The organism is Sinomonas gamaensis, from assembly GCF_005876955.1.
GTDB lineage: Bacteria > Actinomycetota > Actinomycetes > Actinomycetales > Micrococcaceae > Sinomonas > Sinomonas gamaensis.
Genome location: NZ_SSCL01000003.1, coordinates 123,097 through 146,023, shown reverse-complemented (window position 1 = coordinate 146,023; position 22,927 = coordinate 123,097). Strand labels below are relative to the sequence as shown.

The following is a 22,927-nucleotide window of genomic DNA, read 5'->3' as shown; positions in this document are numbered from 1 at the left end:
CTGACGTCACCCAATCCAGCCTGAAAGAGAGGCCGGTACCCGCATAGGGTACCGGCCTCTCAGCGCCTCGAGGAGAGAAGGAGACCCTCGCCCGTCGGCACGAGTGCGGTGGCAAGCCTCTCGTCCTCGAGCATCCTGCGGTGCAGCGCCCGCAGGCGGACCGCGGCCGGCTCGCGGTGAACGGGATTCGTCACGCCGTCATGGTCGAGGGCGTCGTTGATGACCAGCAGTCCGCCGGGCCGCAGGAGCCGAACCGCCTCGTCCGCGTAGACGAGGGTTCCGGCCTTGTCGGCATCGATGAAGACGAGGTCGTAGGAGGAGTCGTTCAGTCGGGGCAGGACTGCGTGAGCCCGGCCTGGGATGGTGCGGACGCGGCTCGAGGGGACTCCGGCCTCCGTGAAGGCCTGCCGGGCGGCTTTGAGGTGCTCGACGTCCGTGTCGATGGTCGTGAACGTGGAGCGGCCGGGAAGCCCCCGCAGGAGGCATACTCCGGAGACGCCGGCGCCGGTTCCAACCTCGACGACGGCCTGTGCCTTCGATGTCGCGGCGAGTACCGTCAGGACGGCGCCGACGCCGGGGGATACGGGGGCCACGCCCAGCTCGAGGGAGCGCTCGCGCGCGCGGGCCACGACGGTGTCCTCAGCGGCAAGCCCCTCGGCGTAGGACCAGCTCGCGGACTTGTCGGTCATGGAGAAACGCTTTCGGTTCGGGGATGCCTCAAGCCTATAGCCTCGGAGGGTACGCGCCGCGCTACGCTCTTGGCTGAATGATCAGCGAACGCCCAGAAATGCCTGTCAGACTGATGGTCCGCAGCGGCTGCGTCGTGGATCAGAGTTCCACAGCACAGGTGCGGCCGCCGATGCAGTGAAGGTGAGGTGTGTGGACGTGCTGACGCAACGTGCTGCGAACCCCCAGACACCCTCCGAGCCGGCCCCCGCAGACTGGGTTCCTCCTACTTGGGAAGACGTCGTCTCCCAGCATTCCGCGAAGGTGTATCGACTTGCCTATCGCCTGACCGGAAACCAGCACGACGCGGAAGACCTCACGCAGGAGGTCTTCGTCCGCGTCTTCCGCTCGCTTGAGAACTTCAAGCCGGGCACGCTCGACGGTTGGCTGCACCGCATCACCACGAATCTCTTCCTCGATCAGGCGCGCCGCAAGAACCGCATCCGCTTCGACGCCCTTGCGGACGACGCCGAGGCGCGCATTCCGGGCCGGGAGCCCGGCCCGGAGCGCAGCTACGAGATGAACAACCTCGATCTGGACGTCCAAGCCGCTCTGGAGGAGCTCCCGCCGGACTTCCGTGCCGCCGTCGTCCTCTGCGACCTCGAAGGCCTCTCGTACGACGAGGTGGCCGCCGCGCTCGGCGTCAAGCTCGGCACCGTCCGCTCCCGCATCCACCGCGGGCGCACGCTTCTGCGCGAGAAGCTCGCGCATCGTGATCCCCGCCGGGGTGCGGGGAAGCCACGCCTGTCCCTTCCCCGCGTCGCGGGCTTGCGCTGAGGCGGAGCATGGGCTCACGACGGCCAGGAGGCGCGTTCGGGGGTGTGGGGGAGCACCCCGGCGACTCCGCGCATCTCAGCATCTGCCCGGAGTGCCGGGGCGCGCTGGAGACTGAAAGGCGGTATCTGGCCGCGCTGAGAGGCGCCCCTGTGCCGAGCGCGAGCCCGTCCTTGACGCAGCGCCTCATGGAGCAGACGCGCCAGTTGGCCCTCGAGGCCGAACTGGCTGAGGCGGCCGAACCGCGTGGCCGCTTCCTCCGAACCGCGGGAGTTGCCGTTGCCGGTGCCGCGACGGCGCTCGCCGCCCTCGCCGTGACGGCCTACGCCGTGGCCGGTGACCCGTCGTCGGTGTCGCCGACTGCGAGCTGGCCGAGCGCCATCGGGAACGACGGTGTGGGGCGCACCCTCACCGCCGACGACCTCCATGCCCTGGCCGCTGCCGGCTGGAACTGTCCCGAACTCAAGCGGGGCGGCCTCCGCGTCGAGTCCGCCGAGGGCTACATCCTCAATGGCGTGCCGACGCTCGTGCTGCGCCTCGGGGACGGAGCTCACCAGATCTCGCTCATGGAGCAACGTCCCTCGGGCACCGGCGGAACGCCGCCGCGCACCACGGTCCTCGCGTCGGATTTCCCGACGTCCGAGACTGCCGAGCTCGTCGGCCCGCCGTCGCCGGCTTCCACTCCGGCGCCCAACGCCTCCGAAAGTCCTGTCGACCGGCTGGCCCGCGGCCTCCATCTGGTGCTCAACGCTGCTGGCCGTCCCTAGTCACGGCACAGGACGGGAGATCGAATCGTCCGTGCATGCAGGAGGAAGGTAATCTTCGATCGTGCCCGGAATGAATGAGCTCTTCATCCTGCTGGTCATCGCTGTCCTGGTGATCGGCCCCAAGCGTCTGCCCGAATACACGCAGAAGCTGACCAACATCGTCCGGGAAATCCGCCGCATGGCCTCTGGGGCTCGCGAGCAGCTCAGGGAGGAGACCGGCGTCGACCTCAACGAGGTCGACTGGCGCAAGTATGATCCGCGGCAGTACGACCCGCGCAAGATCATTCGTGACGCGCTGCTCGAAGACGAGCCGGGCACTCAGGCGGCGGCGCCAACGCAGACTTCGACCCCGAGTGCAGAATCGCCGGCCGAAGCCGCGACTGGCTCCCCAGCGGCTGCTCCTGCGCCGCGAGTGGTCGAACGCCTCGCGCCAGGTCAGGCAGCGCCCTTCGACTCCGACGCGACCTAGTCTTCCGGCTAGCGCGGCGAGACGCCGAGGCTCCGGCCGGCGAGGCCTCGCGGCGCCGAGGCGAGCTGGGCGGCAACGGCCTTGAGTGCGACCGCCGACGGCGATCGGGGGTCCCGCAGAACGATGGGGACTCCGGAGTCGCCTCCTTCGCGGAGGCCTACGTCGAGTGGGACCCGGCCGAGCAGCGGGACCGACGAGCCGAGGGTCTCGGACAGCCGTTCTGCGACGCGCTGTCCTCCGCCGCTTCCGAAGACCTCGAGTACCGTCCCGTCCGGGAGCGTCATCCCGGACATGTTCTCGACGACCCCGGCCACACTCTGCCCGGTCTGGGAAGACACCGATCCGGCGCGCTCGGCGACGTCTGCGGCTGCCGCCTGAGGAGTCGTCACGATCAGCAGCTGCGCGTTCGGCAGGAGCTGGGACACCGAGATCGCGATGTCGCCCGTCCCGGGCGGCAGGTCGAGGAACAGCACGTCGAGGTCCCCGAAGTAGACGTCGGTGAGGAACTGCTCGAGGGCGCGGTGGAGCATGGGCCCCCGCCACGCGACGGGCTGGTTGCCCGTGACGAACATGCCGATCGAGATGACCTTCACCCCCTGCGCGACGGGCGGCAGGATCATGTCGTCCACCTGGGTGGGCGCCTGCGTGATCCCGAGGAGGGCTGGCACCGAGAAGCCGTGCACATCGGCGTCGACGATCCCGACCCGCAACCCCTGCGACGCGAGTTCGCAGGCCAAATTGACGGTCACCGAGGACTTCCCGACTCCGCCCTTCCCACTCGCGACGGCGTACACCTTGGTGAGGGATTCGGGGCGGCTGAACGGGATGCCCCGCTCGGGCCGGAGCCGGTCCCTGAGGGCCTGCCGCTGCTCAGGCGTCATGACGTCCAGATCGACGACGACCTCCCGGACCCCCGGCACGGCCCGCAGCGCGCGGCGAACATCGGTATCGATCGTGCCGCGGAGGGGGCATCCGGAAATGGTGAGCAGCACCCGCGCGGTGACGGTGCCGCCGTCGACCTCGACGCCGGCGAGCATGCCCAGCTCATCGATGGGGCGCCGCAGCTCGGGGTCGATCACGGTCGACAGCGCAGCGCGCACGGCTGCTTCGTCGGGGAGCGTCACTTCTGCTCGGTCCTCTCGGCTCTCGCCGGCTTGGCGTCCGCGGTCTCGAGCGCCCCGGCCTCCCCGGCTTCGACGCGGGTGCCGCGTTCCTTCTTGTCCTTGCGCCGGCGCTGCGGGATATCGGCGACCGAGTCACGCTCGGCCAGTTCCTCGATGATCGCCCGCAGCTCCGCGCGGAGCTCGGAACGCACGAAATCACGCGTCGCCACCTCCCGCATCGCGAGGCGCAGCGACGCGAGCTCCCGCGTGAGGTACTCGGTGTCCGCGAGATTGCGCTCATTGCGCGAGCGGTCCTGTTCGATCTGCACGCGGTCACGGTCGTCCTGACGGTTCTGCGCGAGCAGGATGAGCGGCGCGGCGTACGAGGCTTGGAGCGAGAGGAGAAGCGTCAGGAGCGTGTAGTTGAGCGACTTGGGGTCGAACTGCAGCTGCTCGGGAGCGAACGTGTTCCATCCGAGCCACAGGACGCAGAAGAGCGTCATGTAGACGAGGAACTGCGGGGTACCCATGTAACGCGCGAAGCGCTCCGCGAACCGCCCGAAGGCGTCCGGGTTCGGAGTGAAGGCCGGGAAGAGGCGGGCGCGGCTCTCGAGGGGAGTGTCGAGGCCCGGGAGCAGTTTGCGGGGCTCAGCCAAAGCTTCCTCCCACTTTCTTCAGGGGTGCACCGTCGTCATGCGCACGCCAATCATCCGGCAGGAGATGGTCCAGCAGGTCGTCGACCGTGACGGCCCCCACCAGCCGGCCATCCGCGTTGACGACGGCGAGCGAGTTGAGGTTGTACTGCGCCATGGAGTGGGCCACGTCGTTGAGGGGCGCGAGGTCGGAGACCGGCTCGAGCCCCTTGTCCACGATGGATCCCAGCTGTTCGGGCGGAGCGCTGCGCAGGAGCTGCTGGATGTGGACGGTGCCGAGGTAGCGGCCCGTGGGCGTTTCGAGCGGAGGGCGGCAGATGAACACCGCCGACGCGAGCGCTGGGCTCAGCTCCTCGCGGCGCACGTGGGCCAGCGCGTCCGCGACAGTCGCCTCCGGCGGCAGGACGACCGGGACCGGCGTCATGATCGAGCCCGCTGTGCCCTCGTCGTACTGCAGGAGCCGCCTGACGTCGTCGGCCTCGTCGGGCTCCATGAGCTGGAGCAGCTCTTCGGCCTTGTCCGCGGGAAGGTCGGCAAGGAGATCTGCCGCGTCATCAGGATCCATCTCCTCGAGGACGTCTGCTGCGCGCTCATTGTCGAGGGAGGAGAGGATCTCGACCTGGTCGTCCTCGGGGAGCTCCTGCAGGACGTCGGCGAGGCGCTCGTCCTGGAGTTCCGCCACGACCTCGAAGCGGCGCCTGTCACTCATCTCCTGGATCGCGTCCGCGAAATCCGCAGGGCGGAGGTCTTCGTGGCTCGCGAGGAAGTGCGTTGCCGCGCGCGTCCCGGCGCGGGTGTCGAGGCGCACCTCATCCCACTCCACGAGCAGGGTCTCGCCTCGGCGAAGGGTGCGGAGCCCCCGGCCCGGCAATTCCTTCCGCACGAAGAGCTTGCTGACGAGCCAGTCCCCGTTGCGCTGCTGATCCATCGCGACGTCTTCGACAATGCCCTGGGACCCATCGTCGAGAATGCTCACTCGGTGGTCGAACAGGTCTCCCAGCACGAGCATCTCGGCCCCGCGCTGTTCGAAGCGGCGCAGATTGACCAGCCCGGTGGTGATGACCTGGAACTGGTCCATGGACGTGACGCGCGTCATGGGGACGAAGACCCGTCGCTTTCCCGGGACCTCGACGACGATGCCGACCGCCTGCGGTGCGCGCTGCCCGCGGGCGATCACGACGACGTCCCGGAGGCGGCCCACCCGGTCCCCGAGGGGGTCGAAGACGTCGAGGCCCAGCAGCCTGGCAACGAACACACGGGTGGGAATGGGGCTCACGCCCCTAGGCTACTCCAGAGGCAGTCGGTGCTCACTCTGAGCGGAAACACAGGCCGTGCGGGCCTTCTCGGGTAAGAATAAAGGCATGTCGAACATCTTCGGGTCGCCCGGCCCCATCGATCAGGCACGGTCCCTGCCCCAGGGAGACGTCATCGGATCCTACACGTCCTATCTCGATGCCCAGAAGGCGGTCGACTACCTCGCGGATCAGCAGTTCCCGGTGGAGGTCGTGGCCATCGTCGGCAACGATCTCAAGCTCGTCGAACGGGTCACCGGCCGACTGAGCTACCCGCGGGTCGCGCTCAACAGCGCCCTCAGCGGCATGTGGTTCGGCCTCTTCGTCGGGGTGCTGCTCTCCTTCTTCTCTTCCGGGGCGGGCTACTTCTCCATCATCACGTCGGTGCTCATGGGCGCTGCGTTCTTCATGCTGTTCGGCATCGTCACCTACGCGATGCAGCGCGGCAAGCGGGACTTCACGTCGACGAGCCAGGTCGTGCCCACCAGCTATGACGTCGTCGTCGCGTTCGAGGCCTCGGCCGAGGCCCGGCGGCTCCTGCACCAGCTTCCGATGGGCCAGAGCCAGACCGGCTGGGGCGGCCAGCAGCCGTGGCAGGACCCGTCGGCCCATCAGGGCCCGCATGGCCATGACACCCAGAGCTGGGGCCAGAACCAGCCGCAGTGGCACGACCCGCAGCAGCATGAGCCCCAGCGTCCCTCCGGGTGGACCGATCCCTACGGCGTCCACCACCCCGCCCAAGAGCCGGGGCAGCCGCGTGACGAGGAGCAGCAGGCGCAGGCGCCGCGTACTGGGTCCGGCTATCAGGACCTGCCCGACGGCCGCCCCCAGTACGGAGTCCGCATCGACCCGAATCACCCTCAGCAGCCGGAGTATCCCGCGCAGCCCCAGGGTGAGGAGGCGGAGCAGGCACACGAAGGCGGCGCCAACCAGAACGACGACGGCGACGCCACCTCGCGCGACCGCTGAGTCGGCCGGGCCTTGCTCAGGTGCTAGCGGCGATCAGCCCCTGAGCAGTGCGGCCATCCACGACTCGACCTCGTCCGGTGTGCGGGGGAGCGCTGCGCTCAGGCTTACAGGGCCGTCGTCGGTCATGAGGATGTCGTCCTCGATGCGCACTCCGATGCCGCGGTACTCCTCCGGGACCGCGAGGTCTTCAGCCTTGAAGTAGAGGCCGGGCTCGATGGTGAAGACCATGCCTGGGGTGAGCTCACCGTCCAAGTAGAGCTCGGCCCGGGCTTGGGCGCAGTCGTGCACGTCGAGCCCCAAGTGGTGGCTGGTCCCGTGCGGCATCCAGCGCCGGTGCTGCTGGCCCTCGGGCGAGAGCGCTTCCTCCGCGCTGACGGGGAGGATGCCCCATTCCTCGAGCCGTGCGGCGAGGACCTTCATGGCTGCAGCGTGCACCTCGCGGAATTTGACGCCCGGGCGGGCGGCGGCGAAGGCGGCGTCGGCCGCGTCCAGGACGGCTTGGTAGACCTTCCGCTGAACCTCGCTGAACCGGCCGTTCACCGGCACGGTCCGGGTCACGTCGGCTGTGTACAGGGACTCGGCCTCCACCCCGGCGTCGACGAGCAGGAGCTCCCCATCTTCGACCGGACCGTTGTTGGTGATCCAGTGGAGGATGGTCGCGTGGTTGCCGGCGGCCGCGATGGTCTCGTACCCGAGGTCGTTGCCCTCCTCGCGGGCCTTCGCAAAGAAGGCCGCCTCGACGACGCGCTCGCCCCGCCGGTGGCCAACGGCCCGCGGGAGCGCGCGGATGATCTCCTCGAAGCCCTCCGCGGTGGCCGCGACGGCCGCCTTCAGCTGTTCGACCTCCCATTCGTCCTTCGTCAGGCGCAGCTCAGAGAGGGCCTCTTTGAGCTGGTCGTCGAGCGCGTCGAGCTCACTCAGGTCGAGGCTGTCAGGGTCCTGCGCAGTGTTGTAGCGGGCAGTGTCGATGAGCGCGTCGAGATTCTCGTCGACCTTCCGGACCAGGCGGACCGAGATCCCGCCGATCTCACGGGCACCGACGCCCTTCGTCAGGGCGACCTCGAGCTCGTCGAGGTGGGCGGTCTCGATCCCGAGCCGGGCTTTGAGCTCCGCCAGCGTGGGGCGGGGGCCCACCCAGAACTCGCCCGAGCGCGCATTCGCGTAGAACTGCTCGGTATCGCGCCCGGCGAGCGGACGGAAGTAGAGCGTCGCGCTGTGGTGACCGCCGTCGTCGCCGGTCCCCTCCTCGACAGGCTCGAGCACGAGCACAGCGTCGGGCTCATGGTCGGTACCAAGGCCCGTGAGGTGCGCGAAGGCGGAGTGCGGGCGGAAGCGGTAGTCGGTGTCGTTGGAGCGGACCTTCGGCGGACCGGCCGGGATGACGAGCCGCTCGCCCGGGAAACGATCCGAGATGGCACGGCGGCGGCGGGCGGCGAAGGCCGCTACCGGATCCTGCTGGGGGAGGGTCTGATCGGCGGGGGCCCATTGCGACGCCATGAACGTCTTGAAGGCGTCCGACGTGGGCCGCTGCGATCGGTTGTTCACGCGGTCCTCCATCGGCTGAGCGGGCTGCAGGGGTTCTGAAGCATTCACCCTGCCATTCTCCACCCATGGGGCCGCTATCGTTGTCGGGTGAGGATCGATTTGCATGCTCATTCGAGCGTCTCGGACGGCACCGATGCCCCGGCCGGACTCGTCGCTGCTGCGCACGCAGCCGGACTGGATGCCGTGGCTATCACGGATCATGATTCGACCGGCGGATGGGCGGAGGCGATGGAGGCGGCCCGGGCGCTCGGCGTGGTCCTCGTCCCCGGGATGGAGGTCTCCTGCCGGACGCCCGAGGGGATCAGCGTGCATGTGCTCAGCTACTTGCACGACCCGACGCACCCCGGCCTCCTCGAGGAGATCACGAAGTCCAAGGACGCCCGCCTCAGCCGTGCGGAGCACATGGTCTCCCTCCTCGCCGAGGACTACCCGCTCTCATGGGATGACGTGACCCACCACGTGGCGCCCGGAGCGACGGTCGGCAGGCCCCACATCGCGGATGCGCTCGTTGCCGCCGGAATCGTCGGCGACCGCTCCGAGGCGTTCGCGACGATCCTCTCGTCCCGCTCCCGCTACTTCGTCCAGCACTACGCGCCCGAGCCCGCGCTCGCCGTCGAGCTGGTCCGGGCCGCGGGCGGCGTGCCCGTCTTCGCCCACCCCGTCGCCGAGGCCCGTGGGCGCACGGTCGGGGAGGCGACGTACCACGCCATGATCGACGCCGGCCTCGCCGGCCTCGAGGTGTACCACCGGGACAATCCCGAGGCGCGGCGCCCGTTCCTCCTTGACCTTGCGCGGCGTTACGGCCTCTTGGTCACCGGCTCGTCTGACTACCATGGCAGCGGCAAGGTCAATCGCCTGGGGGAGAACACCACTCCCATGGAGGCGCTCGAGGAGATCGAGCGTCAGGGGACCGGCGTCGCCGTCGTCCGCTCCTGATCCCGCCCCCTCAGGCGGGGCGGACCACCTCGGCGGAAGCGAGCCGGCCCGCCATGATCTCCACCGCCTGAGGATTCGCGTCCACGCACACGAAGCGTCGCCCCAGCTCGTGGGCCGCCGCGCCGAGCGTGCCGGACCCCGCGAAGAAGTCGAGGACCCAGTCGCCTCGACGTGAGCTCGCCGCGACCATACGCCGCACGAGCCCCACGGGTTTCTGGGTCGGATAGCCCGTCTTCTCGCGCCCAGTGGGGGAGACGATCGTGTGCCACCACACATCGGTGGGGAGCTTGCCCAGCTCGCGCTTTTCAGGTGTCACGAGTCCGGGCGCCATGTAGGGCTCCCGGTCCACCTCTTCGCTGTCGAAGTGGTACTTCGAGGGGTCCTTGACGTAGACGAGGATCGTGTCGTGCTTAGTGGGCCAGCGCCGCCGGGCGCGCGCGCCGAAGTCGTAGGCCCACACGATCTCGTTGAGGAAGGACTCCCGTCCGAAGACGATGTCCAGCATGACCTTCGCGTAGTGCACCTCGCGGTAGTCGAGGTGCAGGTACAGCGTCCCGTCGTCGGCAAGGAGCCGCCACGCCTCGAGGAGGCGTGGCTCAAGGAACGCCCAGTAGTCGCCGAACGCGTCGTCGTAGCGGTGCAGGGCACCCTTGATCGTCTCGTAGCGCTGGCCGCCGAAGCCCACGCGGTCGCCGTCGGCACTGCGGACCATCGTGGTGGACTGCCGGCGCTGCGGCCGGCCCGTGTTGAACGGCGGGTCGATGTAGACCATCGTGAAGGCACCGTCGGGCAGAGTCGGCAGGAAATCCGCGTTGTCTGCCTCGACGATCAGATCCGGTCCGTCCGGACGCCACACGCCGGGAGCCGGCACCCGAGGCCTACTCGGCCTGCGTGCGGCTCACGACCTCGCCCTCGACACGGCGGGTCCGCGAACGACGACGGCGCGCAGCCAGCGTGCCGCGATCCACGCCCTCCGCCGCCTCGCCCTGAAGGAAGACGACGGCGGCGGCCGCCGCCGGGCTCTGCTCGCCTTCGCCCTTGGCGGAGTCCTTCGCAGGACGCCCGGCCGCTTCGTGGCCATCGCCCTGGACTGTACGCCGACGACGGCGCCCGCCCTCGCCGCGCGTCTCCGAGCGGGCCTGGCGGTCCGAGCGCCCGCGCCCGTGCCCGTGCTTGCCTTCGCCCGCAGCGCGCTCGGCCTTGGCCTCGCCCTCGCCCTCAGGCTGCTGATCAGTGCTGGCGCGATTCTCCCGTGGAGCACGCTTCTCGCGCTTCTCGCCTGCTTCTCTCCCGCGGCCCTTGCCGGCGCGGTTCCGCGGCTTCTTGCCGGGGCCGCCGAGCTCTTCGAGCTCCTCAGCCTCGACCCCCTCGAGGACGCGCTTGTGCCGCGGGAGGCGGCCCTTTGTGCCCTCGGGAATATCCAGATCGGAGAACAGGTGCGGCGACGACGAGTACGTCTCGACAGGCTCGGGCACATCCAGCCCGAGCGCCTTGTTGATGAGGCCCCAGCGGGGGACGTCCTCCCAGTCCACGAAGGTCACGGCGGTGCCCTTGTGCCCGGCGCGACCAGTGCGGCCCACGCGGTGGAGGTATGCCTTCTCGTCCTCAGGGCACTGGAAGTTGATGACGTGGGTCACGTCTTCAACGTCGATGCCGCGCGCTGCGACATCCGTAGCGACCAGGACGTCCACTTTGTTGTTGCGGAAGGCTCGAAGAGCCTGCTCGCGAGCGCCCTGGCCGAGGTCGCCGTGAAGGGCCGCGGCAGCGAAGCCCCGGTCCACAAGCTCCTCGGCGAGCTTCGCCGCAGTGCGCTTGGTCTTCGTGAAGATGATCGTCCGGCCCCGGCCCTCGGCTTGGAGGATGCGGGCCACGACCTCGTCCTTGTCGAGATGGTGCGCCCGGTAGATGACCTGGCGGATGTCCTTCTTGGTGATCGAATCGTCGTTCGGATCTGTGGCGCGGATGTGGGTGGGGCGGCTCATGTAGCGCCGTGCCATGGCCACGACCGGCCCGGGCATCGTCGCAGAGAACAGGAGCGTCTGGCGGACCGCCGGAACCGCGCCGAGGAGGGTCTCGACGTCGGGGAGGAAGCCGAGGTCCAGCATCTCGTCGGCCTCGTCGAGCACCACGATGCGGACGTTCTTGAGGTTCAGGTGCCGCTGGCGGTGCAGGTCGATCAGGCGGCCCGGCGTGCCGACGATCACGTCGACGCCGCGCTGGAGCGACTCGATCTGCGGCTCGTAGGCACGGCCGCCGTAGATGACCTCGACGCGCAGGCTGGTGCGCTTTGCTGCGGTCTTGAGGTCTTGGGAGACCTGGACGGCGAGCTCGCGGGTGGGGACGACGATGAGTGCCTGAGGAGCGCCCGGGACCGGGAGCTTCGCGTAGTCGGGGTCGTCTTGGGCAAGGGTTCGCTGGAGGCTCGGAATGCCGAAGCCCAGCGTCTTGCCCGTTCCCGTCTTTGCCTGCCCGATGATGTCGTGGCCGCTCAGCGCGACGCCGAGGGTCATCGACTGGATGGGGAACGGGTGCAGGATCCCGGCGTCGGCCAGCGACTGGGCGATCTCCGGGGCAACGCCGTAGTCGCTGAAGGTCTTCTGGGCCTCCTGGCGCACGGGGGCGTCGTTGGTGATGGTTTCTTCTGTCTCGAGCACCTCGGCGCCCGAGTCGTCCACGAGGACTTCGTGGGTGATGACTTCGTTCAAAGGGGTCGGATCCCTCTCCAATTGGGCCCGGGCGGGCCGCTCAACAAACGTCGGGGGCGAGCGGCACGATAGAGATCATCGCCCTCGCGGTCACCGGAGACGTTCGGAGCAGCCGCGCACGGCGGCCATCCAGCGGAAGCCGATCGCGGGCTATCAGGGCGCCAGCACCAAGGGCCAGCAGAGCAAGAACAGATCGCAAAAATACGACCGGGCATCCAATAACCTCTCAAGGATACCGTGAAGGCCCGGAATTCCGGGAATCGTGGCCTGCGACACACAGCGGCCGGGCACGTTTTCGCCGGATCCCACGGCTAGATGCGCTCGAACAGGACCGTTCTCTTGTGGATGTCCGCCTCGACGAGCCGCACGCGAATCGTGGTGCCCGACTCCATCTCGCCTTCGCACCGGGCGGTGACGGGAGGGTCGGCGAGCTGGACGGTCCCGAAGGGCCGAGCCGTGCCCGGCGGAGAACCATTCTGCGAGCTCGCAATCCGGTCGAGGGGCTGGAAGGGCCGCCCGTTCGCGCCGCTGCCCGCGCCGTTGCTCGCAGCCGGGTTCGAACCCGAGACGACCACCGCGTCGAATTCCTGGCCCACGCTGTGCACGAGCAGCGCCGCCTCGACCAGGTCCAGCGAGGCCCGTTGGACTTGCCCGGCAATGCGGTCCGAGGCCGCCATGAGCACGGGGAGCTCCGGCAAGGCCGCCCTCAGCCAGTCGGGCACATCGCCGTCGTTCGCAAGGGCCTCGCAGATCACGAGGACGAAGCGGTCAACGAGCCGACGCAGGGGCGCGGTGGTGTGAGCATAGGGCGCAGCGATGGCGGCCTGGATCGGATTGTCGGGGACTTCTCCGTCGAAAGGCGTGTATGTCGCGCCGCGGAACAGGGCGGCGGCCGCGTGGAGGATGGCGAGCTGTCGCGGCTCCGAGGCGTCGAGGCTCCGGAGGTACTCGCCGTACGGCATCGAGTCGTCCCACGGCCGGCCCAGGGCTTGAGTCTGGCGACGGAAGTGGCGGAGCGACTTCTCGTCGGGCGACGGCATGGTCCGGAGGATCCCAATGCGCCCGGCCATCATGAGCTTCGCGGCCGCCATGCCGGTCATGAGCGAGATCTGGGCGTTCCAGTCCTCGACGGGACGCTCGGCGGCGATCTCGATCCGATACCTGCCGTCGTCGGTCGCCACGATCTCCTGGTCCGGCAGGTTGAGGCTCGCCCCGCCCCGCTGCCGTTCGAGGGCGACCCGCTTGAGGCCCACCTCCTTCAGGAGCATGAGGGATTCGACGGCGTTCCCGGAGTCGATCTGCTCCTGGACCTCCGCATAGGCGAGCTTCGCCCGGCTGAGGATGCGCGCGCGCTCAAGCCCGACGCTGGAGACTTCCCCGTCCTCGTCGAGCGTGAAGTCCCAGACGAACGCACCCCGGACCGAGCCCGCGAGGAGGCTCCCGGCGTCGTCCGAAATGTCCCGCGGATGCAGGGGCACCTTCACGTCTGGCGCGTAGATCGTCTGGCCGCGGCGGCGCGTCTCAGCGTCGAGCTCCCCGTGCGGCCGAACGAACGAGGGAACGTCGGCGATGGCGTAGCGGACCCTGTAGCCGCTGCCCTTGCGCTCGAGGTGGAGGGCTTGATCCAGATCGGTGGACTCGGGCGGGTCGATCGTCACGAATTCGATGTGCGTCTGATCCGCCGACGGGAGCTCGAGCGCAGCGATCGCCGCGGCGGCGTCCGCGAGGGCAGGCGCCGGATATTCCGTCGCGAGCTGGAACTCCTCCCGAAGGGCCGTGAACGCCGCCGCGAGCGCCGCGCTCCCGGCCCGCCCGCCCGGAGTCGCGGCAGAGCGCGCCTTCGGGGTGAGGTGTGCATGGCCCACGAGCGCCAGCCTAGACCCGCGCGGCTCCGACGGACAGCAGGCTAGGGGGCGTCCTGTCCGAAGCGGCGGGGGTGGGCGGGGAACACGCCGAGGATCCGGAGCTCCGTCGAGAAGAACGCGAGCTCCTCGAGCGCTCGGGCGAGAGGGGGCTCGTCCGGGTGGCCCTCGACGTCCACCATGAACATCGTCGCCGCGAACTTCCCGTCCACCATGTAGCTCTCGAGCCGGGTCATGTTCACGCCGTTCGTCGCGAAGCCTCCGAGGGCCTTGTAGAGCGCGGCGGGGATGTTCCGTACGCGGAACACGAAGCTCGTCACAAACGGCTCTCCGCCGGCGGCCGGAAAGTCGCGCGGGGGAGCGAGGATCACGAAGCGCGTGGTGTTGTGCTGGTGGTCCTCGATGTCGGAGGCGAGGATCTCCAAGCCGTAGCGCTCCGCCGCGAGCGGCGGGGCGATCGAGAGCTTGGCGGGGTCAGCCCATTCCGCGACTTCCCGCGCGGATCCTGCTGTGTCGCCCGCGACCACTGGTGTGAGCCCGTGCGCCCGAATGAAGCCCCGGCACTGCGCGAGGGCATGGACGTGGCTGTGGACTTCGCGCGCTCCGTCGAGCGTGGCTCCGGGCACGCCCATGAGGCTGAATCGGATCCGCAGGAAATGCTCCCCGATGATCTGCAGGTTCGTGGTGGGCAGGAGCAGATGGATGTCGGCGACGCGGCCGGCGACCGTATTGTCGATCGGGATCATGGCCAGCTGGGCTTCGCCGCCGTCCACGGCGGCAAACGCGTCCTCGAAGGTCGCACACGGCAGCGCGTCAGCGCCGGGGAAGGCCTCGAGGGCAGCCATGTGGGAATTGGCGCCCGGTTCCCCCTGATAGGCGACGACCGTCATGCGCGCACGGAGGCGAGGGCAGGAAGCTCTGCGCGGAGCCGCGACGCGGCATCGGCCGGGTCATCGGCGTCCGTGACGGCGCGGACGACGACGACGCGGCTCGCCCCGGCTTCGATGACCTGGGCGATATTGCCGTGGTCGATCCCGCCGATAGCGAACCAGGGGAGCGTCGTCCTGTTGGCGGCTGCGGCCTCGCGGGTCCGGCGTGCGGCGTATTCGACGAGGCCGAGGCCGACGGCGGCTCGGCCGGGCTTCGTCGGCGTGGCCCACAGAGGGCCGGTGCAGAAGTAGTCGAGCGTCGCCGAGGACGCGAGAGCCGCCTCGACCTGTTCGGCGGAGTGGGTCGAGAGGCCGACGGCGGGGGCGTCCCCCAGCACGCGGCGAGCCGCTTGGAGCGGGAGGTCGCGCTGCCCGACGTGGAACACCGGCGCGCCGGAGAGGAGCGCGATGTCCGCACGATCGTTGACTGCCCACAGCTTCCCGTGACGCTCTGCCGCAGTCTTGAGGACCTCGAGGAGCTCGAGCTCCTCCGCCGCTTCGAGGTGCTTGTCGCGGAGCTGGATGATGTCGACGCCTCCCGTGAACGCGGCGTCCACAAAGGACGCGAAGTCGCCGCGGTCGCGCCGGGCGTCGGTGCACACGTAGAGCTGGGCATCGGTCAGGAGCATGGAACTAGACTAGTGCTCGCGAACTGCGGGAGCCCGCGTATGACAGCCGCACCGAGGTGGCTGACGAGCCGGGCTGAGAGGGCCGAGAGCCGACCGTGTGAACCTGATCCGGGTCGTACCGGCGTAGGGAAGGACGAGAATTTCGTGGACGAATACAGCCCCAGGGCGCCACTGCCCGGCTCCGGGGCCGACGTCGCCGTCGTGGGCGGCGGGGTGGTGGGGCTCGGCATCGCCTGGGAGGCGGCGCGCGCGGGGCGCCACGTCGTCGTCATCGACCCTGCTCCCGGCACGGGTGCGAGCTTCGCCGCGGCGGGCATGCTCGCCGCGGTCAGCGAGTACCACTATCAGGAAGAGGCGCTGCTCGGTCTCATGCTCGAATCGGCGACGCTCTGGCCTGCGTTCGCCCAGCCGCTCGCTGCCGAGGCGGGCTATCTCCGAACCCCCACTCTCTGCATTGCCGGCGACGGCGCGGACCGTCAGGCGCTCGCCGATCTCCGCGCGGTGCAGGAGGCCCACGGTCTTGAGGTGACCTCCCTGACTGTGCGTGAGGCGCGCGCTCGGGAGCCGATGCTCTCGCCAGGAATCGCCGGAGCGTTCGAGATCGCGGCGGACCACCAGGTCGATCCGCGCAGGCTCATCGCGGCCCTTCTCGCGCGCCTCGGATCCGAACGCCTCGTTCGACGGCGCGCCGAGTCGCTTCTGTGGGACGGCGCGCGGGTCGCCGGCGTCCGCCTTGACGACGGGAGCGAGCTGCTCGCGCAGGAGACCATCGTGGCGAACGGGCTCGGTGCCCGCGACCTCGCCGGCCTGCCCGTCCAGCTCCCGCTCCGCCCGGTCTATGGCGATATCCTCCGGCTGCGCATTCCGCAGCGCCTCCGCCCGCTCGTCACGGCCACCGTGCGCGGCCTCGTCCGCGGCCGCCCCGTCTATCTCGTGCCCCGGGAGGACGGGACCGTGGTGATCGGGGCAACGCAGCGCGAGGACGGGTCCGATGCCGTTTCGGCCGGCGGGGTCTACGAGCTCCTGAGAGATGCACAGGCGCTCGTCCCAGCGGTTGCGGAACTCGAACTGTACGAGACCGTCGCGCGGGCCCGGCCTGGCACACCCGACAACGCACCGCTTCTGGGTCGTGTCTCCGCGCCTGAAGGCGGCGACGTGGAGGGGCTGATTGTCGCCACCGGATTCTTCCGGCATGGCGTACTGCTGACTCCTGCGGCCGCCCGCGTGTGCCGCGAGGTCCTCGAAGGCGGGAACGGTGGCGCGTGGAAGCCGTTCCGCCCCGACCGATTCGCCGGGCTCGGCAACGGTCGGCCCATCAGCCACCCTCTCCATGGAAGGTCCTCATGAGTACAACCAGCACCTTGGCGCTCACCGTCAACGGCGAGCGCCGGGACCTCGCCGCGGGCTCGTCAGTCCTCGACCTCGTCTCGTCTGCCCTGGGGCGGGACCTGGGCCCCGACGGCAGGCCTGCCGACGGCGGCCGGCTCGGTGTCGCCGTCGCCCTCAATTCCGAGGTAGTGCCCCGCATCCGCTGGGCCTCCACACCGCTCGCGGCGGGTGACGCCGTCGAGCTCGTCACAGCCATGCAAGGAGGCTGACATGGGACTTCCCACCGATCACCGCGGGGCGGACGCGCTCGCAGTCGAGGATCCGTTCGTCGTCGACGGCGTGGCCCTCGGCTCGCGGCTCATCATGGGCACCGGCGGGGCCCCGAGCCTCGACGGACTCGGCGACGCGCTCGATGCCTCCGGGACCGAGCTCACGACCGTCGCGATGCGGCGCTTCTCCGCCGCGGAGCAGGGCTCCCTGTTCCAGCTGCTCCTGGACAAGGGCATTCGCGTCCTGCCGAACACCGCAGGGTGCTTCACGGCCAGGGATGCCGTCCTCACGGCCGAACTGGCGCGCGAGGCACTCGAGACGGACTGGGTCAAGCTCGAGGTGATCGCGGACGAGACGACGCTGCTGCCGGATCCGATCGAGCTCGCCGATGCGACCGAGCAGCTCGTGTCCCGCGGCTTCAAGGTCTTCGCCTACACCAATGACGACCCCGTCCTTGCCCGCAGGCTCGAGCAGCTGGGCGCCGTGGCCGTCATGCCGCTCGGAGCCCCGATCGGCACGGGGCTCGGGATTCTGAACCCGCACAACATCGAGCTGATCGTGGCCCGTGCCGGAGTTCCCGTGGTGCTCGATGCGGGCATCGGGACGGCGTCGGATGCGGCCCTCGCCATGGAACTCGGCTGTGACGCGGTGCTTCTCGCCTCCGCTGTGACCCGCGCGCAGGATCCCGTTCGCATGGCCGCGGCCTTCCGCCACGCTGTCGTAGCCGGACGGCTGGCGGCACATGCCGGGCGGATCCCGCGGCGCGAGCACGCCTTGGCGTCGAGCCCCATGGAAGGCCGCGCGCAGTTCCTCTAGAAACACGTTGCGCCGTCACCTCCGCGGGGTCATGACCCTGCGGAGGTGACGGCGCAACTGGATTCAGCCTCGCAGCACGCGCGTGAGGTCCGCGACGTCGCGCTTCTCGCGCCGTCGCTCCACGAGCTTGGTGACCGCGACGGACACGGCCACGCCGAGAACCATCGGGACGATCCAGGGCACCCAGATGAGCCCTGTGAGATAGCCCGTGCCCGACGCGACGGCGACGATCCAGGCCAAGCACGCGATCACGACGCCCAGCGCAACCGGAAGCATGATGCCGTACTTGCCGTGGCGGCGGTCGGCCGCCCATAGCGCAAACCCGGCGCCGCCAGTGACAATCACGTCGATGACGAGGGACCAGACGGTCTCCACCCGCGCCTCCGGATCAGAGAGCGCCGAAGCCCACGCGGCGCTGCTCCTGGGCTCCGAGCTCGACGTAGCCGATGACCCCGGCCGGGACAATCACCTGACGGCCCTTCTCGTCCTGGAGGCGCAGCTCCTTCTGGCCCGCGATGGCCTCGGCGACGAGCTGTGCTACCGCGTCGGCGTCCTGCGAGGACTCGAGCACGATCTCGCGGCCGACGTTCTGGATGCCGATCTTGATTTCCACCTGGATCTCCCTTGCTGGGTCAGAAGAATGCAGCGCGCCTTCGCGGCGCGCCTGCCCCAAACGTACCTTAGGCCTCTTTGGGGAATCGGGAGATTCCGCGCCAAGCCAAACGCGAGACGAGATCGCTCGCCACGTCGATCGGCAGGTCCCCCGAGGTCTCGAGCCAGTACCGGGCGCTCACCTGCGCCATGCCGGCCAACGAGCGGCCGAGGAGCTGGGCCTCGACCATGGGCAGCTTGGTGTCAGCCGCGATGACGCGGGCGATGGCCTCGGCGAACCCCCGGTTGAAGTTCTCGAGCCGAGAGGCCACATCCGGGTCGTTCACGAGGTCCGATTCGAAGACGAGCCGGTGCGCCTTGTCATCCTTCGCGATGAACTCGTAGTAGGCGCGCATCACGGCGCGCACGCGCTCCCGGTTGTCGCTCGTGGACCCAAGGGCCGTCTTCATGAGCTCCTCGAGAGTTGCCAGATGGCTGTCGAGGAGGGCCAGGTACAGCTCCCGCTTCGAGGGGAAGTGCTGGTACAGCACGGGCTTCGAGACCTGGGCCGTCTCCGCGATATCGTCCATCGCAGCCCCGTGGTAGCCGTTCGCGGCGAAGACCTCGAGTGCTGCGCTCAGCAGCTGCGCGCGACGCTCGTCCCGTGGAAGGCGCGGCGAGCGTACAGACGCCGCGCGGGGTTCGGTGCTCACTGCCCCACCTTTCTCCATGGGCACACAGGTTCGGCTCGCAGGCCAAGCCACAGTCTTACTCTACCCGTGGGTCACGTGGCCGACGCAGAAGCACGGCGCGCGGCATAGGCTGGTTTCATGTCGTCTACGCAGGATTCCGTCCAGCTTCCACCGCTCGTCGAGCCGGGCGGCCCGCTGACCCCGGAGGAGGTGCAGCGGTACTCGAGGCACGTCATCATCCCCGAGATCGGAGACCTCGGACAGCGGCGGCTCAAGAACGCGAGGGTGCTCGTCATCGGTGCCGGCGGACTCGGTTCCCCGGCGCTCCTCTACCTTGCCGCCGCGGGCGTGGGAACGCTCGGAGTCGTAGACGATGACGCCGTCGAGCTCAGCAATCTCCAGCGGCAGGTCATCCACCGCGTGAGCGACGTCGGCCGGCCGAAGGCGCAATCGGCGCGGGACGCGGTCCGCGAGCTCAATCCCCTCGTCGAGGTTCGGCTCCACGAGGTACACCTCGACTCCTCGAACGCTCTCGAGATCTTCGCAGGCTATGACCTGATCCTGGACGGCACCGACAACTTCGCCACCCGGTACCTGGTCAACGACGCCGCAGCGATCCTCGGCAAGCCGTACGTCTGGGGATCGATTTACCGCTTCGACGGCCAGGTCAGCGTGTTCTGGGAGAAGTACGGGCCGACCTATCGCGACCTGTACCCCGAGGCGCCTCCCGCGGGTTCGGTTCCTTCCTGCGGGGAGGGCGGCGTCTACGGAATGCTGTGCGCCGCCATCGGCGCGTCCATGGTCACCGAGGCCGTCAAGCTCATCACCGGGGTCGGGAGAACGCTCCTCGGACGGGTACAGCTGTACGACGCGCTGCGCGCGACGTGGCGCGAGCTCAAGGTGTCCAAGGACCCCGAAGCAGTGCCGATCACCGAGCTCGTCGACTACGAGGCCTTCTGCGGGATCGCTCCCGTCGAAGCGGCTCCCTCGGGCCGCACCGTCACCGCGCGCGAGCTGGCGGACCTCCTTGCCGCCCGTGAGGCGGGGGAGACGGAGTTCGAACTCGTCGACGTGCGCGAGGCCGGGGAGCACGCGATGGTGAGCATTCCCGGCTCCCGGCTCATCCCGCAGGGCCGACTCCTCTCGGGCGAGGCCTGGTCTGAGCTGCCCCGAGACAGGGACATCGTCTTCCACTGCAAGTCGGGTGTGCGGTCCGCCAACGTGCTCGCGGCGGCTGAGCAGGCGGGCTTCACCGCCGTGAGCCATCTTGAGGGCGGTGTCTTGGCGTGGGTCCGCGATGTGGAGCCGGAGAAGCCGACCTACTGAGAAGTCGTCAGCCGGCGCGGGAGTGGTCCACGGGGCAGTCCTCACCGCTCTGCGAGCCGTCCGCGGTCTCCTGAGCGGGCTCCTCGCCGAGGGTCTCCGCGACGACGGAGGGCAATTCGACGCTGATTCCGTAGAGGGCGTCGAGCGCGGCGAGGTACTCGGCCTCACGCCCCTGCGCGGCCAGTTCGCGGGCCCGGACGGTGGGGGTGTGGAGGAGCTGCTTGACCATGCGGCGCATGGCGAACTCCACCTCCTCGGCGGCGGCCGTGCAGCCGTGGCGCGCCCGGACTTTCTCAATCTCCGAGTCCAAGACCGCCATTGTGTGGCGGCGCAGGGCCACGATCGCTGCGTCGGCCTGGCGTGCTTGGCGCTGTGCTTCGAAGTCCTCCGCGGCCGAGTCCACGATCCGGCTTGCCTGGGCCAGCGCCTCAGCCTGCTCCTGCGGGGCGGCGAGTCGCACGGATTCGAGCGTGACGAGCTCGACGTTCTCGAGCGAGCCGACGGCGGGATCGAAGTCGTGGGTGAGCGCGAGGTCGATCACGATGAGCTGCTGGGGCGAGTCGGAGCGGATCGCCGCGAGTTCCACAGCCTCCATCGGCGTCGTGGACCCGCTGCAGCCGATCAGGACATCCGCTTCGGCGATCGCCCCGGGAAGCTGCTCAGGGGCAAGGGCGACGCCGCCGCGCGCGGCGGCGAACTCCTCGGCCCGCCCTGAAGAGGAGAACACCGCAACGTTGGTACATCCGCGTTCCCGCAGGAGCGCCATTGTCGCGCCCGCATAGGCGCCGGTGCCGAAGAGGACCGCCCGCTTGGAGGACCAATCCGGGTTGTCCGTCAGATCGGTCGCGAGATCGAGCGCCACCGAGACGATCGACAGGCCCCGGCTGCCCAGCGCGGTCTGCGTCCCCACGTCCTTGGCTGTGCGGGAGGCCGCCTGGAAGAGGCGGACGAGCGATGGGCTTGCCGTTCCCTCCTCTTGGGCGGAGATGAGTGCCCGGCGCACCTGGCCGGCGATCTCGCGTTCGCCGACGACGGCGGAATCCAGCCCCGAGCTCACGGCGAAGAGGTGCCGAGCGACGTCGGAGCCGTCCTTGGTGCGGAAGATGTCGGAGACCGTGTGCTCGGGCAGCCCACTGCGCCGGCTGATCTCCGCCACGAGGGCCGATCGGGCAGCCTCGCGGTCCTCGGGCGCAGGGGCCTCGGCGTAGATCTCGTACCGGTTGCAGGTCGAGAGCACCACGGCTCCCGAGACGGCGGGGGACTCGGAGGCGGAAGAAGCCACGGTCGCAGCACCGTTGCTCAGGAGGGCAACGGTTTCCAGGTTCAGATCGGCGTGAGTCGCCACCATCGAGAAAACAACCACAGCCCGACCATCATAGCTTTTCGATCCGGTGTAGAACACGACACTCGTGAGAGATGACTCGGTCACGGCTGTGACAGCCTGTCAGCATCTGCTCTTGCCCCCTCTGAGAGAATCGCCGTATGACCCTCAGCCCTGACCACCCCCTCAAGGACGGCCGGACGGCGCAGTCGCCACTGATCACCGCGTATCGAGGAGGGCGTCCGAGCAGCCGGCCCGTGTGGTTCATGCGGCAGGCCGGCCGCTCGTTGCCCGAATACCGAAAGGCCCGCGAGGGCACGGGGATGCTCGAGGCGTGCCTCAAGCCCGAGCTCGCCGCAGAGCTCACGATCCAGCCCGTCCGCCGACACGGCGTCGACGCCGGGATCTTCTTCTCAGACATCGTGGTGCCCCTCAAGCTCGCCGGAATCGCCGTCGACATCGTGCCGGGGGTGGGGCCGGTGCTCGAGCGCCCCATCCGTCGCGCCGAGGACGTCGCTGCGTTGCCGCGCCTCGACGACTCGGTGTTCGCGCCGATCCGGGAGGCGGTCCGCCTGACCGTCGACGAGCTCGGCACCACGCCGCTCATCGGCTTCGCGGGCGCGCCCTTCACGGTCGCCGCGTACATGGTCGAGGGGCAGCCGTCCCGTGACCATCTCGGCCCGCGCACCATGATGCATGGCGATCCTGCGACCTGGCAGGCGCTCATGGAATGGACGGCGGATGCGTGCGGCCGCTTCCTGAGGGCGCAGATCGAGTCCGGCGCCTCGGCAGGCCAGCTGTTCGATTCGTGGGCCGGATCCCTCGGGCTCGAGGACTACCGGCGCAGCGCGGCGCCGTTCTCCTCCCGGGCCCTCGACCACGTGCGTGACCTTGGCGCGCCGCTCGTGCACTTCGGGACGGGAACCTCGGAGCTGCTCGGCGCGATGTACGAGGTGGGCGTGGACGCCGTCGGCGTGGACTACCGCCTCCCGATCCACGAGGCGAACCGGCGGCTTGGCGGGCGCGTGGTGCTGCAGGGCAACATCGATCCTGCGCTGCTGTCCGCGCCGTGGAACGTGCTCGAAGCGCACGTGCGGGACATCATCCGCAACGGCGCGTCGGCCCCGGGCCACGTCCTCAACCTGGGCCACGGGGTTCCGCCGGAGACCGACCCCGACGTGCTCACGCGCCTCGTCGAGCTCATCCACTCGGACTACTAGGCG

At 69.4% G+C, this 22,927-nt stretch carries 24 protein-coding genes and 1 riboswitch; of the genes, 10 read left to right on the top strand and 14 right to left on the bottom strand.

Annotation, left to right across the window (positions count from 1 at the left end):
- Nucleotides 1–59: 59 nt before the first annotated feature.
- A complete protein-coding gene (locus E5679_RS05435; RefSeq protein WP_138414062.1) occupies nt 60–689 on the bottom strand; it encodes an O-methyltransferase in 630 nt (209 codons plus the stop codon).
- A gap of 199 nt (nt 690–888) precedes the next feature.
- Here E5679_RS05435 and sigE point away from each other — a divergent pair, with 199 nt between their 5' ends.
- The 3 genes from sigE (at nt 889) to E5679_RS05420 (ending at nt 2,736) form a co-directional block, all read left to right on the top strand.
- Nucleotides 889–1,503 carry an RNA polymerase sigma factor SigE gene (gene sigE / locus E5679_RS05430; protein ID WP_138414315.1) on the top strand — a complete coding sequence of 205 codons (615 nt, stop codon included), beginning with the start codon at nt 889–891 and terminating at the stop codon, nt 1,501–1,503.
- A gap of 149 nt (nt 1,504–1,652) precedes the next feature.
- Nucleotides 1,653–2,267 (top strand): hypothetical protein, encoded by a 615-nt coding sequence (locus E5679_RS05425; protein WP_138414061.1) that lies wholly within the window; start codon nt 1,653–1,655, stop codon nt 2,265–2,267.
- Between the two features lie 70 nt (nt 2,268–2,337).
- Entirely contained in the window at nt 2,338–2,736 is a 399-nt protein-coding gene (locus E5679_RS05420) for a twin-arginine translocase TatA/TatE family subunit (protein WP_420821049.1), read from the top strand.
- 8 nt (nt 2,737–2,744) lie between these two features.
- Here the strand turns inward: E5679_RS05420 and E5679_RS05415 are convergent, their stop codons facing one another.
- From E5679_RS05415 to E5679_RS05405, 3 genes are read right to left on the bottom strand one after another with little or no spacing between them, the layout of a single operon-like run.
- Nucleotides 2,745–3,860 carry an Mrp/NBP35 family ATP-binding protein gene (locus E5679_RS05415; RefSeq protein WP_138414059.1) on the bottom strand — a complete coding sequence of 372 codons (1,116 nt, stop codon included), beginning with the start codon at nt 3,858–3,860 and terminating at the stop codon, nt 2,745–2,747.
- Nucleotides 3,857–4,495 carry a DUF1003 domain-containing protein gene (locus tag E5679_RS05410; RefSeq protein ID WP_138414058.1) on the bottom strand — a complete coding sequence of 213 codons (639 nt, stop codon included), beginning with the start codon at nt 4,493–4,495 and terminating at the stop codon, nt 3,857–3,859. The genes E5679_RS05415 and E5679_RS05410 overlap by 4 nt, the downstream gene beginning before the upstream one ends.
- Complete coding sequence (locus tag E5679_RS05405; RefSeq protein ID WP_138414057.1) at nt 4,488–5,768, bottom strand: magnesium transporter MgtE N-terminal domain-containing protein; 1,281 nt, start codon at nt 5,766–5,768, stop codon at nt 4,488–4,490. Before E5679_RS05405 ends, E5679_RS05410 begins: the two co-directional genes overlap by 8 nt.
- An 85-nt stretch (nt 5,769–5,853) precedes the next feature.
- On the opposite strand from E5679_RS05405, the gene E5679_RS05400 reads away from it, so the two are divergent.
- Nucleotides 5,854–6,753, top strand: a complete 900-nt coding sequence (locus tag E5679_RS05400; RefSeq protein WP_138414056.1) for a general stress protein — start codon at nt 5,854–5,856, stop codon at nt 6,751–6,753.
- 33 nt (nt 6,754–6,786) lie between these two features.
- Here the strand turns inward: E5679_RS05400 and E5679_RS05395 are convergent, their stop codons facing one another.
- Nucleotides 6,787–8,310, bottom strand: coding sequence for an aminopeptidase P family protein (locus E5679_RS05395; protein WP_249335996.1), 1,524 nt, complete (start codon nt 8,308–8,310; stop codon nt 6,787–6,789).
- 75 nt (nt 8,311–8,385) lie between these two features.
- On the opposite strand from E5679_RS05395, the gene E5679_RS05390 reads away from it, so the two are divergent.
- Nucleotides 8,386–9,234 (top strand): PHP domain-containing protein, encoded by an 849-nt coding sequence (locus tag E5679_RS05390; protein WP_138414055.1) that lies wholly within the window; start codon nt 8,386–8,388, stop codon nt 9,232–9,234.
- A gap of 10 nt (nt 9,235–9,244) precedes the next feature.
- Here the strand turns inward: E5679_RS05390 and E5679_RS05385 are convergent, their stop codons facing one another.
- From E5679_RS05385 to thiE, 5 genes are all read right to left on the bottom strand, one after another.
- Nucleotides 9,245–10,105 carry a DNA-methyltransferase gene (locus tag E5679_RS05385; RefSeq protein ID WP_249335974.1) on the bottom strand — a complete coding sequence of 287 codons (861 nt, stop codon included), beginning with the start codon at nt 10,103–10,105 and terminating at the stop codon, nt 9,245–9,247.
- Between the two features lie 7 nt (nt 10,106–10,112).
- Complete coding sequence (locus tag E5679_RS05380) at nt 10,113–11,939, bottom strand: DEAD/DEAH box helicase (RefSeq protein ID WP_138414054.1); 1,827 nt, start codon at nt 11,937–11,939, stop codon at nt 10,113–10,115.
- 311 nt (nt 11,940–12,250) lie between these two features.
- On the bottom strand, nt 12,251–13,804 hold the full coding sequence (locus E5679_RS05375; RefSeq protein ID WP_138414053.1) for an RNB domain-containing ribonuclease: 1,554 nt from the start codon (nt 13,802–13,804) through the stop codon (nt 12,251–12,253).
- 41 nt (nt 13,805–13,845) lie between these two features.
- A complete protein-coding gene (locus E5679_RS05370; protein ID WP_138414052.1) occupies nt 13,846–14,691 on the bottom strand; it encodes a prephenate dehydratase in 846 nt (281 codons plus the stop codon).
- Nucleotides 14,688–15,359 carry a thiamine phosphate synthase gene (gene thiE, locus E5679_RS05365; protein WP_138414051.1) on the bottom strand — a complete coding sequence of 224 codons (672 nt, stop codon included), beginning with the start codon at nt 15,357–15,359 and terminating at the stop codon, nt 14,688–14,690. The genes E5679_RS05370 and thiE overlap by 4 nt, the downstream gene beginning before the upstream one ends.
- Nucleotides 15,360–15,374: 15 nt before the next feature.
- A riboswitch (TPP riboswitch) is annotated at nt 15,375–15,506 on the top strand.
- Here thiE and thiO point away from each other — a divergent pair.
- The 3 genes from thiO to E5679_RS05350 all read left to right on the top strand — a co-directional run bounded on the left by thiO (nt 15,504) and on the right by E5679_RS05350 (nt 17,774).
- The gene (thiO, locus tag E5679_RS05360) at nt 15,504–16,706 is read left to right on the top strand and encodes a glycine oxidase ThiO (RefSeq protein WP_171042249.1); all 1,203 of its coding nucleotides are present in this window, start codon (nt 15,504–15,506) and stop codon (nt 16,704–16,706) included. It overlaps the preceding riboswitch by 3 nt.
- The gene (gene thiS, locus E5679_RS05355) at nt 16,703–16,957 is read left to right on the top strand and encodes a sulfur carrier protein ThiS (RefSeq protein WP_138414050.1); all 255 of its coding nucleotides are present in this window, start codon (nt 16,703–16,705) and stop codon (nt 16,955–16,957) included. Before thiO ends, thiS begins: the two co-directional genes overlap by 4 nt.
- A gap of 1 nt (nt 16,958) precedes the next feature.
- Nucleotides 16,959–17,774 (top strand): thiazole synthase, encoded by an 816-nt coding sequence (locus E5679_RS05350; protein ID WP_138414049.1) that lies wholly within the window; start codon nt 16,959–16,961, stop codon nt 17,772–17,774.
- Nucleotides 17,775–17,837: 63 nt separating this feature from the next.
- Here the strand turns inward: E5679_RS05350 and E5679_RS05345 are convergent, their stop codons facing one another.
- From E5679_RS05345 to E5679_RS05335, 3 genes are all read right to left on the bottom strand, one after another.
- Nucleotides 17,838–18,149 (bottom strand): hypothetical protein, encoded by a 312-nt coding sequence (locus E5679_RS05345; protein ID WP_138414048.1) that lies wholly within the window; start codon nt 18,147–18,149, stop codon nt 17,838–17,840.
- Between the two features lie 13 nt (nt 18,150–18,162).
- Complete coding sequence (locus E5679_RS05340) at nt 18,163–18,387, bottom strand: DUF3107 domain-containing protein (protein ID WP_138414047.1); 225 nt, start codon at nt 18,385–18,387, stop codon at nt 18,163–18,165.
- 67 nt (nt 18,388–18,454) lie between these two features.
- Complete coding sequence (locus E5679_RS05335; RefSeq protein ID WP_138414046.1) at nt 18,455–19,096, bottom strand: TetR/AcrR family transcriptional regulator; 642 nt, start codon at nt 19,094–19,096, stop codon at nt 18,455–18,457.
- 99 nt (nt 19,097–19,195) lie between these two features.
- Between E5679_RS05335 and moeB the strand changes: the two genes are divergently transcribed.
- Complete coding sequence (moeB, locus tag E5679_RS05330) at nt 19,196–20,383, top strand: molybdopterin-synthase adenylyltransferase MoeB (protein ID WP_138414045.1); 1,188 nt, start codon at nt 19,196–19,198, stop codon at nt 20,381–20,383.
- Between the two features lie 7 nt (nt 20,384–20,390).
- On the opposite strand, the gene E5679_RS05325 is transcribed toward moeB, so the two are convergent.
- Nucleotides 20,391–21,746, bottom strand: coding sequence for a glutamyl-tRNA reductase (locus E5679_RS05325; protein ID WP_138414311.1), 1,356 nt, complete (start codon nt 21,744–21,746; stop codon nt 20,391–20,393).
- Between the two features lie 119 nt (nt 21,747–21,865).
- Here E5679_RS05325 and hemE point away from each other — a divergent pair, with 119 nt between their 5' ends.
- Nucleotides 21,866–22,924 (top strand): uroporphyrinogen decarboxylase, encoded by a 1,059-nt coding sequence (gene hemE / locus E5679_RS05320; protein ID WP_138414044.1) that lies wholly within the window; start codon nt 21,866–21,868, stop codon nt 22,922–22,924.
- Nucleotides 22,925–22,927 lie beyond the last annotated feature (3 nt).